We start from the raw sequence: 12,702 nt of genomic DNA, 5'->3' as shown, positions 1-12,702 counted from the left end.
TCAGGACGACGGCACCAGCTCTTCCAGAGACAGCCACAGGCGCGGGTCACTCAGCGGCGTCTGCTCAGTCAACGCGCGGTTCTCAAGGTAGAAAACCTTACGCTGGGCAATCCCCGCCCGATTGATAACCGACTGCACCATGGGACTGCTTCGAAACAGGCGGTCAAAACTGCCATCTTCAATGGCGCGCATCAAACCCCTTTCAAGCGCCTGGGCCAACTCGGGGTGCTCGGGGGTGACAAACAGGTAAAACGGCATGGGGTAGACCAGCATAATGTGCGCGTCGATGCTCAGCTCGAGTTCCGGCCGGTTGCTCACCTCACTCCACGGCTCGTGCACTCCACGAGGGAATAGCTGAAAGCGTTTGGCGTGCACCATTTTTATCAGCCGATCAAAGCTTTCCTCGCGCACATCGAACCCATTGTCTTTCAGAATCCGGGAATCCGGCCAGCCCACTCCCTGCCCGTAACTGAAGGCTCGCAACTGCTCGAGGCTTTCCACCGCTTTCAGCTGTTCGATATGCTCAGGGTGAGTGATGAATATCCGGTGCCCGATCAGTCCCTTGTAAAGTGGAATACGCACTGGCAGCAAGGTTTCTTCCAGCTCACGGGAGGTCGCCGACCACATGATGTCGATGCGCCCTTCCCGGGTATCCCGTTGCTGCCGGGCGGCAGTCAGGTTGCCCGGATGGATTTCCAGGGTATAGGCATAGCCGGCTTTGGCCAGGGCCAGGCGGATCATGGTTTCGGTGTAATGGGCGTTGTGATCGCCCCGGGAAACCATATGCAGCACTTCCCGAGCCTGCAACGGTGCCACCAGACCCGCCCACAGAACCAGGACTCCGATCACCGGAACCACAATTCGCCACATAGCCGACCTCCAGAGGTCTCCATGATGAAACAGACCGGCCTCAGGGACCGGCAACTTGGCACATATTACAACATGAAGACCGTGCCGTGCACCGCCAGAGTGCAAGACAGGATTAAGGGAGTCAGCGCGAAGGGTATTTCAGATCATCGGCCCTCCGGGAGCGAGGCAATGCCCCGCCAGGAGGACCCGCTAAGAGGACCGTCTAGGAGGAATAGACCCGATCTGTCTTGGCCGCCATGATGAAGTCATTGCGGTGCAGACCACCGATCTTGTGGGTCCACCAGTCAACGGTCACTTTACCCCACTCAGTCAACAGCGCCGGGTGGTGATCGGCCTCTTCCGCCAAGTCACCGACGCGCTGAGTAAACGCCAGGGCCTCGGCAAAGTTCTTGAATTTGAAAACCCGCCTCAGTCGCTGTTCGCCGTCTACGGTGAGCGGTTGCCAGTCCGGCACTTCGGTTTTCAGCTCGGCCACCTCGGCATCTGACACCCTCGGTGCATCGGACCGACAGGCTTCACAGGTTTGTCCGGCTAAATCATTCATTGAGAACCTCCGTAGCAAATGAAATCGTCACTCCGTTCCAGTACGATATTCCATCATCGACCGGTCGAGTCAGTCGCCAGCATCACATAGCAACCGGCGTAGATACAACTCTCTCAGCCTTTCAAAGCCTGCCCCAGAGCATCACCCACCCGTGAAGCGCCCGACAGCGACCAACCGCCATCGACCGGCAACACCGCGCCGGTGATGAAGTCGGCATCCGCGGAGGCCAAAAACCGACAGGCCCTATAGATGTCTTCCGCCTGCCCAAGCCGCTTCAGTGGTACCGATGCGGTAACCTGTTCCTGTAGCGCGGTTGAGGGGGCGAGACGCTTCATGCCTTCGGTGTGCGCAATCGGGCCGGGGAGCACCGAGTTCACTCGAATGCCCTCTGGCCCCCATTCCTGGGCCAGGGTTCGGGTCAACATGTCCACCCCCGCTTTGGCCGCACAGACATGGGACTGCCCCACCATGGGCAGTACCGCCTGGGGAGCTGAGATCTGAATAACCGATGAGGGACGGCGCAGGTGGGGGTATACCGCCTGGAGTACATGAAAGCTGCCCAAAAGATCAATCTCCACCACCGAGCGAAAGGCATTGGCCGACATACCCGAGGCCAGCGCCGGGAAGTTGCCCGCCGCACCAGAGACCACCACATCCAGAGGTCCCCATCGGTCGCAGAGCCCGGCAACCCCCTGCTGCAGGGCTTCAGGGTCACGGACATCCGCCGCGAAACCCTCGGCCTCGGCGCCCAGTGCTCGCAGCGCCTCCAGGGTGGCGCGTACCTTGTCTTCGGAACGGCTGACCACGGCGACTCGAGCCCCATCGCGAGCAAAGCCCTCGGCGATGCCGCGATTGATCCCACTGGTTCCGCCCACCACCAGGACCGTCGGTGCCTGGCCATTCTGACCGTTCAGTCGCTCAGTCATCGGGTGTCTTCCTCCGGTTTGCACTCTGACCGCCAATTTATGCCTGAATAGTAGCAGCAATAGATGACACACGCCGAGCTGGCCGGTTACAATCCCGCGTTCGCCCAAACCACACATAGTGACTATGAATATTCGCGATTTACTGAACCACAAGGTCCAGCAGGCCATGCTGTCTGCTCATATCCCCTTCCAGCACCCCCCGATGGTCTCTCCGAGCAAAAAGCCCGGCTTCGGAGACTATCAGGCCAATGGCGCGATGGGCGCGGCCAAGGCTATGAAGACCAATCCTCGGGAGCTCGCGGGTGAGATCATGCGCCACCTGGAACTGGACGGCATTGCGGAGAAGGTCGAGATTGCCGGCCCCGGGTTCATCAATATTCACCTGGCACCCGAGTGGTTGAGCCAGCAGTTGGGCAAGGCGGCCGATGATACCCGCCTGGGCATTGCCCCCGTGGCCGAGCCACAGACGGCGGTGGTGGATTACTCCTCCCCGAACCTGGCCAAGGAAATGCACGTGGGCCACCTGCGCTCCACCATCATTGGAGACGCTCTGGCCCGCTTGTTGAGCTTTCAGGGCCACCAGGTCATCCGCCAGAACCACGTCGGCGACTGGGGCACCCAGTTCGGCATGTTGATCGCCGAGCTCGAAGAGCAACTGGCGGAAAATCGCGAGGCCACCATGGCCCTGAGCGACCTGGAAGTGTTCTACCAGCAGGCCAAACGGCACTTCGACGAAGACCCGGCGTTCGCCGACAAGGCCCGGGACTATGTGGTCAAGCTGCAATCCGGGAATAGCGATGTGCTGGCGCTTTGGGAGCAGTTCCGCTCGGTCTCCCTGGATCACAGTCAGGAGATCTACGAAAAGCTGAATGTCACCCTCCGCCCGGAGGATGTGCGCGGCGAGAGTTTCTACAACGACGATCTGGCCCCACTGGTGGCCGAGCTCGAGGAAAAGGGGCTTGCGGTGGAGGATCAGGGCGCCAAAGTGGTGTTCCTGGAGGAGCTGGCAGACAAAGACGGCAACCCCTCACCGGTGATCATTCAAAAACAGGGCGGTGGTTATCTCTACGCCACCACCGATCTGGCGGCCCTGCGCTTTCGGGCGGGCGAACTGGGTGCCAACCGCTTGATGTACTTTATCGATGCCCGCCAGTCCCTGCATATGCAGCAGGTGTTCACCGTCGCCCGCAAAGCCGGCTTCGTAGGTGAGAACGTCAGCCTGGAACATCACGCCTTCGGCACCATGATGGGCTCGGACGGTAAACCGTTCAAAACCCGCAGCGGCGGCACCGTCAAACTCGCCGAACTGCTGGATGAGGCCGCCGAACGGGCCGCCGCACTGGTTCGGGAGAAAAACACCGAATTGAGCCCGGAGGCCATGACCGAGATCGGCCGCAAAGTGGGCATCGGTGCGGTCAAGTACGCGGACCTGAGTAAAACCCGCACCAACGATTACGTCTTCAACTGGGATGCGATGCTCAGCTTTGACGGCAACACCGCCCCTTACCTGCAATACGCCTATACCCGAGTGCGCAGCATTTTTCGGCGCGCCGGCGTCCAACCGGACAGTCTGTCCGAGGCGATTCAACTGGTGGAATCCGAGGAGCGGGCGCTGGCCATCAAGCTGCTGCAGTTCAGCGAGGCGCTGGATCAGGTGGCCCGGGATGCCATGCCGCACCTGCTGTGCACCTACCTGTACGACCTCGCCAGCCTGTATATGCGCTTCTACGAAGCCTGCCCGGTGCTGAAAGACGGGGTTCCTGCCGAGTTGCGCGCCAGCCGGCTGCGCCTGTGTGATCTGGTGTCACGCACGTTGGCTCAGGGGCTGGAGCTGCTGGGTATTGAGGTTATGGAGCAGATGTAACCAGGATATCGATCCGCTCCAACACCGCAATCACGGCCTCGCCGCTTTCCGGGCGAGGCCGGAAATACTCCTCCGCCATGGGCGAGACTGAACAGCTCGCCGGCAGCTCCATCCGGTGCTCCACCAGCCTATAAAGCCTGGGAATGAACACGAACTGCAGCCACTGATACAACTCCAGCGTATCCACCGCGAACGGCTGGGTGCTGGCCAGGGCTTCGGGGGTTGGCGGCGTTTCATCCCACAGGGCGAGCGCGCGCAACTCGCGCTCAAGCTCAAACAGGGTTTCGGCCAACTCTCTGTGAATATCGGTCATGCAATCACTCGCTTGAAAGGCGGTAATGAATTGAGCAGCGCCTTGCCATAGCGCTTGGTGACCACGCGCCGGTCCAGCAGCGTGATCGTGCCGCTGTCGCTCTCATTGCGCAGCAGACGGCCACAGGCCTGAATCAGGCGCAGCGAGGCGTCCGGCACGGTGATCTCCATAAAGGCATTGCCGCCCCGGGCCTCCACCCACTCGGCCAGCGCCGCTTCGATGGGATCATCCGGCACGGAAAAGGGCAGCTTGGCAATCACCACGTGCCGGCAGTAGTCGCCCGGCAGGTCCACCCCCTCGGCAAAGCTCGCCAGACCAAACAGCACGCTGCCCTGCCCCGCGTCGATCCGCTCCCGGTGGGTATCGAGCATGGCCTGCTTGGACTTGTCACCCTGGACCAGAATGCGCTCGCGCCACTCATCAGGCAACTGGTCGTATACATCGAGCATCTGTCGACGGGAGGAAAACAGGACCAGACTGCCCTCACCCGGGTCAAGCAGATCGGGAAGCCCGGTGATCAAGGATTCGGTGTGCCGCAGGGCGTCACCCGCCTCTACCGCCCAGGCCGGCACTTCCAGGCTCGCCTGGGAGAAATCGAACGGGCTGGGCATCTGCGCGTAATGGCTATCCTTGGGGGTACCGGCGCGCATCTGGAACCGGTCAAACCGCCCCAGAGCCGCCAGTGTCGCCGAGGTGACCACCGCGCCGCAGCAGCGGTACCACAGGCTTTTCGCCAGGGTACCCGCGGCCAGAATGGGACTGGAACAGACCTCAATATCAATGCTGGCTCCCGCATCCACGGGGGTCAACCAGCGCGCCCGCGGCACCTCGTCTTTGTCGTCCGGAGTGGCGTAGCTGAACCAGAGCTCCCGGTTGGCCTCGGCCCGGGCCTGCCAGGCCCCGAGCGCCGGATAGTGCTGTTCGAGGTCCACTTTGGGCACCGGGCAGTGGGCATCTTCCATGGCTTCACTGACTTCCGCGACCATTTTATCGAGCAGGTCCGACAGCCGGTCAAAGCCCCGGTGCAGCTCGACCGAGGGCAACACCAGCGACTCCGGCAACTGCCCCCCGGGGAATCGATAGTGACTCTGTCGGTCGTCCAGGGCCACTTCCTGCGCCAGCGCATCCAGGGCCGGGTGCAGTTGCTCCAGCCGCTGCTTGCAGTCCATCAGGGCCGCCGGCAATTGTTCGGCAAAGCGGTCGACATTGCCCGCGCCACTGATGTGGCCCAGCATGGTTCCCAGCGCCTTGTTGCACTGATCCAGCCAGCGCACGGTGCTGACCACACGGCTGTGATGGGCAAAGTGATTCAGCGCCTTGGTGGGCAATTGGTGGCCTTCGTCAAACACGTAAATGCTGTCTTCGGGGCTGGGCAGAATGGCCCCGCCGCCGAGCGCCAGATCGGCCAGTACCAGATCGTGATTGGTGACGATACAGTCGGCGGTGTGCAGCGCCTCCCGGGCCCGGAAAAAACTGCACACCGACACGTTCGAGCAGCGACGGCCGGTACACTGGCGGTGGTCGGTGGTCACCCGCTGCCAATCCTCCTGCTCGATACCGTCGGGCCAGCTGTCGCGCTCGCCGTCCCAGCGGTTTTGCGCCAGGGCATCGACCATGGAGTCATAGATTTTGACCGCCCGCTCATCCACGGCGGGCAGCTCGTCTTCATACAGCGGACGGGTCGGGTCCAGGCCTTCGTGGATGGTGCTGAGGAGATTATCGAGCTTGCTCAGGCACACATAGCGCCCGCGCCCCTTGGCCAGGGTGAAGCTGAACGACAGCTCACTGTGACGCTTGAGCTCCGGCAGGTCTTTGTTCACCACCTGCTCCTGTAGCGCCACCGTTGCGGTAGAAACCACAAGTTTTTTTCCCAGCGCCTTGGCGATGATCAATGCCGGCAACAGGTAGCCCACCGTCTTCCCGGTGCCGGTGCCGGCCTCGATCACACAGACATGCCCCCGGCTTTCGCGCTCGCCCTCATCATTCAGCTCAATACCACCGAGGGTACGGGCGATTTCGGCGATCATCAGCTTCTGGCCGTAGCGCGCGTTCAGCTCCCGGTTCTGGAGGAACTGGCGGTAGGCCGTCTGAATCTGTAGTTTGACCGCGTCGGTGAGCATACTCAGCGCCGGTCGAGCTTGGCCGCGACCGGATTGGCGTACATGTCCAAGACCAAGGCGCGATGATCCGCCGGGATATTGGCCAGATGCAACTCAAACCGCTGACGCACTTCTCCCAAGTCCTCCGGGGAGAAGGTTTTGGGCGGATATCCGTACTCCATGTCCGGCAAGTCGCCATTCAGGCGCTCCCAGGCCAGACAGTTGGTCGCATGGAGAACGTAGTTGTCCAGAATCTGCCGATCGATCTCCGCCACCACCGCGTCGGTATCCTCGTAGTCTCCGTCGAGCACGTCCCCAAAAGCGACATGCACATGCCCTTTCTGGCCGGCAATGCCCATGGCGATGCTTTTCACATCTTCGTGCTCGGCCTTCTGGTAGCCACCACTGGTGCGCTGCTGATGCAGCTCACGAGCCTTGGCGGCATCACAGGGATCCCACTCGTAGGAAATGGAGACCGGGACGATCTTCAGTTCGCGGACGTATTCGGCAAAGGGCTGGCTCTTGGGTCGACTGAGGCTGAACATGCCCACGACCGCCGAGTTGGTCTTGTCCTTGCCGTCTTTGGCCCGCCCCTCGCGCTGGGCGATCCAGATATTGGCGTGATCTTCGGCAATTGAGTGATGAATGTAGGCGGACAGTTTCTTCGCAGCCTTGAGCTTCTCCCGCGGTGCGCGCGCCGAACGATTCACGATGAAGCTCTTGTTAAGCCGCATCAGATCCGACACATAGTCCTTGGTGAGCAGGTTGTCACCAATGGCGATGCGCAGGGTATTGAAGCCGCCGTGGTACAGGGTCCAATTCACAAACGCCGGGTCCATGGCGATATCCCGGTGGTTGCTGACGAACAGGTAGGCGCCGTTCGGGTCCAGTCGGTCCAGCCCCGAGGTGGTGAGCTCGGTGGTGGTATCGGCAATCATCCGCTGCATGTAGCCCTTGACCACCTCCTGAAAGCCCAGAACGGTGTCCACACCGCGCATCTGCCGGCGCATGGCTTTCTGCACCAACGGGCGCAACAACCAGCCCAGGGGACCGGCCGCCCGAGGGAACTTGAGACGCGCTACGGCGTCTGCCAATTCAGGGTTGGTCAGTAATCGCTCCAGGGTGGGGCGAACTTCATGATCATCATAGGGACGAATATCGTCGAACTCGGTCATCACAGGCAGTCTGTAGGAGTCAGGTTAAATCAGGGCCGGAACGGCTACGGGGAAAATGGTCGCACAACATACCGAAAACCCCGCGAAAAAGCCAGTTCCGGGCCGTGATCCAGATCGAAATTCCCACCGAAGGCGATCGACCCTGAAGCCGTAAACCCGTAAACTTATTCCCGGGACAGAGGATCATAAAAGTCCATTCAACAATAACAAGCGAGATAGTCGTCAGCTCATGAAGATTTTGCTGGTCGAAGACAGCGCCACCTTGCGCCACGCCATGTCCCAGTACATCAGCGAGGCAGGCCACACGCCACTCATTGCCCGCAGCGGAGAAGAAGCGTTGCAGCTGCTGGAAGACACGCCGGTCGATCTGATCATCATGGATGTGGAGATGCCCGGCCTGAACGGCTTTGAAACCACGCGCCTGATCCGGGAGTGGCTCGGCGGACACTGGGTGCCGATCATCTTCGTGACCGGGAAGAACGAGGACGAAAGCTATCGCGAAGGGATTGAGGCCGGTGGCGACGACTACCTGATCAAACCGGTCAGCCCCGTGATCATCAAGGCCAAGATCCGGGCCATGGCCCGGATTGCCGAGATGCGCGACCAGCTCAACCAGTTGAATGCGGAGTTGGAAGCTCTCAGCCAACTCGACAGTCTTACCCAGATTCTCAACCGCCGGACGTTCAACGATCAGGCCAACCAACACTGGCGACTCGCGGTGCGTCATCAGACCCCCACCAGCGTACTGATGATCGATGTCGACCACTTCAAGCCCTACAACGATCACTACGGCCACCCGGCGGGCGACCGCTGTCTCAAGCAGATCACGCAAGCGATAAAAGGGTGTCTGCAGCGCCCCTCCGATTTGCTGGGCCGCTACGGGGGTGAGGAATTCATCGCCCTACTCCCGGAAACCGACCTGGCGGGCGCCCGCCATATTGGCCAGTGCATCAATCGGGCCGTGCGGGAGCTGTCCCTGGAGCACCGGCACTCACCGGTCGGTGACTGCGTCACCGTCAGTATCGGTGGGGCGACTTGTCATCATTCGATGGGGCATACGCTGGAGGAGGTCATCAAGTGCGCCGATCGCGCCCTGTACCGGGTCAAACACAAGGGACGCGACTCGGCACTGATCGAAGAAGTCGCCACCCACAAAACCGTGCTGATCGTGGCTCAGGGGGGCGACCAGACCCGCGAGATCAGTGAACCGCTACAGCAACACTGCAACATCCTGACCACCGATACCGCCGAAGAGTGCCTGGAAATCGCCAGCGATGTGCTGCCCGACGTCATCATCAGCGACGGAGAGAGCGCCTTTGCCGAAGACCACAGCCTGTTTCGGCTTCTGGCCCGGAGCAGCAAGTCAGCGTCCACCCCGATACTGGTGGTGTCCGATGATCCCGAGCGGCCCAACCTTCTGTCAGATCTTGAGGGGCAGAGCCCGGTGGGCTGGCTGAAACGTCCGTTCAGCGCCGCCGAGCTGCGCACCAAAGTGCAAATGCTGCTGGACTGAAGCCCCGCCGATCAGGGCCGACGCAGGGAGTTGAACCAGTTGACCTCCCGAGCGTGCAGATCCACTTGGTCAACCACATCCAGGACCAGGGCAAACAGAGCCATACGCACCACCACTCCGTTGTCCGCCTGGCGGAATATGGCCAGATTGGGGTTCTGATTCAGGTCGTTATCCAACTCGTTGGCCTCCTGCCGGGAGTCTCTCGGCAGGGGATGCATGATGACGGTATTTGGCTCGCAATACTGAGTATAAATGGCCTGATTCAACCGAAAGCGTCCCCGGTAGAGGTCGGCTTCTTCCTTCGTGTCAAACCGCTCTTCCTGAATCCGGGTGGAATAGGCGATATCGACACTGGCAATACTGCTGGGCAGATCTTCCGTAACCGTCACCGAGTGTCCCGACTCACGCAGTTGCTCGACTATCGCTTCGGGCATCGCCAGCTCACGCGGAGACACCAGAGTCACGTGGACACCTTTGTACAGGCACAGCAGTTTGCACAGGGAGTGCACCGTCCGACCGTACTTGAGGTCGCCGATCATCGCGATTCGCAGTCCGTCCACGCCCCGCCCACGAGACTCCATTTCCTTACGGATTGTGTATAAATCGAGTAGCGCCTGACTCGGGTGTTCGTTGGCGCCATCCCCACCGTTGAGTACTGGTACCCGGCTTGCCTCGGCAAACTCCGCCACCGATCCCGACTGAGGGTGGCGCATGCAGATCACATCACTGAAGCCGGAGAGCACGCGCGCCGTGTCGTACAACGACTCGCCCTTGGCAAGCGCCGAGGTTTCGATGCCGGTGGTTTCACGCACCTCGCCGCCCAGCAGATTGAATGCGCTACCAAAGCTTATCCGGGTACGGGTACTGGGCTCAAAGAACATATTGCCCAGAATGGCACCCTCCAGAACACGGGTCACCCGGCGTCTCAAGGCGTAGGGGGCCATGGCATCGGCCACGGTGAAGATGCGCTCAATATCGGAACGGTCGAACTGCTGGATGGAGAGAATATGCGAACCGGTAAAATTCACGGGCGGATCCTTTAAGCGGTAGATTGAAGCTGCCGCTCAGTATAGCGCCTCCTGAGCCATTCAAAAATGGGGGAATTGGCCGATAACCTGATCAGACGGCGGGATTTTGGTTATACTCCGCCTGCACACCATGACTTCGAGAACAAAGGAACCTCTGTGGCCGAATACCCTGACACCTTGGCGAAATTCTGCTCCGCTCAAACCGCCGAGCAGATTCTCAGCTCCCAGCGCCTTCGGTGGAGCGCGCCTCACTTATTGGCAGACCCTTTCGAGCTGACACACCAGACGCCATTGTCATTCGATCCGCTGACGCTTCTCGATGGGGTGATTCGCAGTGCCACGAGCATGATTTTTTCCCGTGAGACGCCTAAGAGCAACTCACCACTGGCCACCGTGATTCGACGCTGGCGGGACGAGGAGCGTTTCGCATCCCCGGAGGAAGCCGAAGACGTGCTCAAAGAGCTCATGTCCAGGATGGTCGACCAACGCCAGATCGCCATTGAAGAACTCATGGCCGACTGGCGCAAGTTTACCCGCGAGCTGCGTATTTGCTGCTTCAGCGCCAAGGTCGAGAATCTCCCCTCCTGGCAGTATTTAGCGGATCGTCACCGCGGGGTCGCGCTGCGCTTCCGCTGCGGAGAGTACACAACGCTGGTAGACCCCAAGCCGGTGGAATACAGTCTCAACCGCCCGGAAATCACCACATTCAAGGAGCAGATCAACGCGATTCTGCACCAGGAAAAGGTCAACGCCCAATCCCGCTTTGCCGACAAGTTCCTGGTCAAGCCCGCCATGTCGGAAGCCGAGCAGGAGTGGCGGATCTTTTATCACGCGACGGACCAGGCCAGCAGTCGTGAGGCCGATGACAGCCTGTGGTACGACGACCGGCCGTTTGAAAAAAACGATCTGTCAGCGGCTTATTTTGGCGCCTTTATGCCCCGCGAATCCCGTCAGCGTTTACTGGGCATTCTGCGCGAGCAGTACCCCGAGGCCAAGCTGTTCCAGGCCGCGCCCATTCCCGGTAAATACGAAATCGAGTTTACTCGAATCAAGCGGGATTAAGCGGCAGTTCACGCGTGCTTGCCATCGCACGGCGGCGTGGCAGGCTCGGGGCCAACCGCTCGATCACCTGCTCAGCCGTTGCGCGGTACGTGGTCAGCTTGCCCCCCATCACTGACAGCAACCGAGGCTGCTCCTCATTGTCAGCGTGAAAAAGCACCTCACGGGAACGACCAAACGCACTACCCTCCACCTTGGGCAGCACTCGCAAGCCGGCAAAGGACTCTACATTCGACGTCGACACATCCAGTGACGGGAAGTAGTGCTGAAGTGTCCGCAGCAGGTAATCCTGCTCTTCGCGCGTACAGGCTGCTTTCGCTGGATCGCCTTTATGCAGCGTTTCGGTTGTACCGATCAATAACCGGTTGTTCCAAGGCAAGGCAAACACCGCACGCCGATCATCGGGAGCTTCCAGATAGAAGTGGTGTTTCAGGCTCGGGGGCAATAGTAGGTGGGCCCCCTGAACCAGATCCACCTCAGGCCCGGTCAGGGCCGGCGTCACCCGGCCGATCACCTCTGTTCCCCAGGGCCCAGCGCAATTGACCAGCACCCCCGCTTCAACGGAAAGCTCCTTTTCTCCCTGTCGATAAACAACCTCACAACCTGCGGGGTGGCACTCGGCGGATATCAGCTCGGCCGGCATCGCCAACTCCGCCCCCAGAGATTCAGCCGAGCCCCAGACCGCCCGGGTCAAAGCGGCGTCATCGGTTTGCGCCTCCCGGTATCGGAACACAGCCATCAGGTCATCCGTCCGCAAACCATCCAGCGCCGACCACTGACTCCGATGCAAGCGAGAAAACTCCGAATCATCATCGAAGCCCGACAGTATCCGATAGAGCCACAAGCCAATGGAGATCTTTCCGGACGAACGGGACGAGGAGCGATAGACCGGAATATGCATATCGACGCGCTTGACCAGCTCCGGCGCTAGCTCGAGAAGCAGCGCGCGCTCCTTGAGGCTCTCGCGAACCAAGCCAAACTGGACCGATTCCAGGTAGCGAAGTCCACCGTGGATCAGCTTTGAAGAGGCGCTGGAAGTGGCGGCCGCCAAGGCGGTCTTCTCCAGCAATAAAACCGAGTAGCCCGCAGCCACCGCTGCCTGCGCCACGCCCACCCCCTGAATACCACCACCAACCACCACAACGTCGTATTGCATAGAAACTCCAGCCTTGAAAGACGTTTTATCAGTGTAGGGATCAGTATAGCGGAGAGGAACTTTTCTGGCACACAAGAAAAACGCCCTGCCGGGTTACCGACAGGGCGTTTTAATTTAAGAGCTTGACCCGTTCGCCCGGAGCGAACGGGCACAGC

At 60.4% G+C, this 12,702-nt stretch carries 11 protein-coding genes; 3 read left to right on the top strand and 8 right to left on the bottom strand.

Annotated features, from left to right (window positions below; all coding sequences use genetic code 11):
- From EDC38_RS00055 to EDC38_RS00045, 3 genes are all read right to left on the bottom strand, one after another.
- Positions 1 to 870 carry a diguanylate cyclase gene (locus EDC38_RS00055; RefSeq protein WP_123636793.1) on the bottom strand — a complete coding sequence of 290 codons (870 nt, stop codon included), beginning with the start codon at positions 868 to 870 and terminating at the stop codon, positions 1 to 3.
- Between the two features lie 202 nt (positions 871 to 1,072).
- Entirely contained in the window at positions 1,073 to 1,414 is a 342-nt protein-coding gene (locus EDC38_RS00050; protein WP_123636792.1) for a 4a-hydroxytetrahydrobiopterin dehydratase, read from the bottom strand.
- Between the two features lie 113 nt (positions 1,415 to 1,527).
- Complete coding sequence (locus EDC38_RS00045; protein WP_123636791.1) at positions 1,528 to 2,340, bottom strand: SDR family oxidoreductase; 813 nt, start codon at positions 2,338 to 2,340, stop codon at positions 1,528 to 1,530.
- Between the two features lie 124 nt (positions 2,341 to 2,464).
- Here EDC38_RS00045 and argS point away from each other — a divergent pair, with 124 nt between their 5' ends.
- Positions 2,465 to 4,204, top strand: a complete 1,740-nt coding sequence (gene argS, locus EDC38_RS00040) for an arginine--tRNA ligase (protein WP_123636790.1) — start codon at positions 2,465 to 2,467, stop codon at positions 4,202 to 4,204.
- On the opposite strand, the gene EDC38_RS00035 is transcribed toward argS, so the two are convergent.
- Genes EDC38_RS00035 through EDC38_RS00025 form a run of 3 tightly spaced genes read right to left on the bottom strand, consistent with a single transcriptional unit; the run spans position 4,188 to position 7,791 of the window.
- Positions 4,188 to 4,517 carry a YqcC family protein gene (locus tag EDC38_RS00035; protein WP_123636789.1) on the bottom strand — a complete coding sequence of 110 codons (330 nt, stop codon included), beginning with the start codon at positions 4,515 to 4,517 and terminating at the stop codon, positions 4,188 to 4,190. The two genes, argS and EDC38_RS00035, sit on opposite strands and share 17 nt — an antisense overlap.
- Complete coding sequence (gene dinG / locus EDC38_RS00030; protein ID WP_123636788.1) at positions 4,514 to 6,637, bottom strand: ATP-dependent DNA helicase DinG; 2,124 nt, start codon at positions 6,635 to 6,637, stop codon at positions 4,514 to 4,516. The genes EDC38_RS00035 and dinG overlap by 4 nt, the downstream gene beginning before the upstream one ends.
- 2 nt (positions 6,638 to 6,639) lie before the next feature.
- Positions 6,640 to 7,791 carry a 1-acyl-sn-glycerol-3-phosphate acyltransferase gene (locus tag EDC38_RS00025; RefSeq protein WP_123636787.1) on the bottom strand — a complete coding sequence of 384 codons (1,152 nt, stop codon included), beginning with the start codon at positions 7,789 to 7,791 and terminating at the stop codon, positions 6,640 to 6,642.
- A gap of 229 nt (positions 7,792 to 8,020) precedes the next feature.
- On the opposite strand from EDC38_RS00025, the gene EDC38_RS00020 reads away from it, so the two are divergent.
- The gene (locus EDC38_RS00020) at positions 8,021 to 9,304 is read left to right on the top strand and encodes a diguanylate cyclase domain-containing protein (protein ID WP_123636786.1); all 1,284 of its coding nucleotides are present in this window, start codon (positions 8,021 to 8,023) and stop codon (positions 9,302 to 9,304) included.
- 11 nt (positions 9,305 to 9,315) lie between these two features.
- Here EDC38_RS00020 and EDC38_RS00015 read toward each other — a convergent pair whose 3' ends face one another.
- Positions 9,316 to 10,332, bottom strand: a complete 1,017-nt coding sequence (locus tag EDC38_RS00015) for an aspartate carbamoyltransferase (RefSeq protein WP_123636785.1) — start codon at positions 10,330 to 10,332, stop codon at positions 9,316 to 9,318.
- Between the two features lie 156 nt (positions 10,333 to 10,488).
- On the opposite strand from EDC38_RS00015, the gene EDC38_RS00010 reads away from it, so the two are divergent.
- Positions 10,489 to 11,394, top strand: a complete 906-nt coding sequence (locus tag EDC38_RS00010) for a DUF2971 domain-containing protein (RefSeq protein ID WP_123636784.1) — start codon at positions 10,489 to 10,491, stop codon at positions 11,392 to 11,394.
- Here the strand turns inward: EDC38_RS00010 and EDC38_RS00005 are convergent.
- Positions 11,381 to 12,547: an FAD-dependent oxidoreductase gene (locus EDC38_RS00005; protein WP_123636783.1), complete on the bottom strand. Its 1,167-nt coding sequence runs from the start codon at positions 12,545 to 12,547 to the stop codon at positions 11,381 to 11,383. The genes EDC38_RS00010 and EDC38_RS00005 overlap by 14 nt on opposite strands.
- Between the last annotated feature and the right edge of the window lie 155 nt (positions 12,548 to 12,702).

The sequence above is a fragment of the Marinimicrobium koreense genome (assembly GCF_003762925.1).
Classification (GTDB): Bacteria; Pseudomonadota; Gammaproteobacteria; order Pseudomonadales; family Cellvibrionaceae; genus Marinimicrobium; species Marinimicrobium koreense.
The sequence above is the reverse complement of the archived record's forward strand: the minus strand, read 5'-3'. Positions and strand labels throughout refer to the sequence as shown.

Coding starts and splice junctions, on each gene's coding strand:
- dinG (WP_123636788.1), bottom strand. CDS start 6,637: ATGCTCACCGACGCGGTCAAACTACAGATTCAGACGGCCTACCGCCAG.
- EDC38_RS00035 (WP_123636789.1), bottom strand. CDS start 4,517: ATGACCGATATTCACAGAGAGTTGGCCGAAACCCTGTTTGAGCTTGAG.
- EDC38_RS00020 (WP_123636786.1), top strand. CDS start 8,021: ATGAAGATTTTGCTGGTCGAAGACAGCGCCACCTTGCGCCACGCCATG.
- EDC38_RS00055 (WP_123636793.1), bottom strand. CDS start 870: ATGTGGCGAATTGTGGTTCCGGTGATCGGAGTCCTGGTTCTGTGGGCG.
- EDC38_RS00045 (WP_123636791.1), bottom strand. CDS start 2,340: ATGACTGAGCGACTGAACGGTCAGAATGGCCAGGCACCGACGGTCCTG.
- argS (WP_123636790.1), top strand. CDS start 2,465: ATGAATATTCGCGATTTACTGAACCACAAGGTCCAGCAGGCCATGCTG.
- EDC38_RS00050 (WP_123636792.1), bottom strand. CDS start 1,414: ATGAATGATTTAGCCGGACAAACCTGTGAAGCCTGTCGGTCCGATGCA.
- EDC38_RS00025 (WP_123636787.1), bottom strand. CDS start 7,791: ATGACCGAGTTCGACGATATTCGTCCCTATGATGATCATGAAGTTCGC.
- EDC38_RS00005 (WP_123636783.1), bottom strand. CDS start 12,547: ATGCAATACGACGTTGTGGTGGTTGGTGGTGGTATTCAGGGGGTGGGC.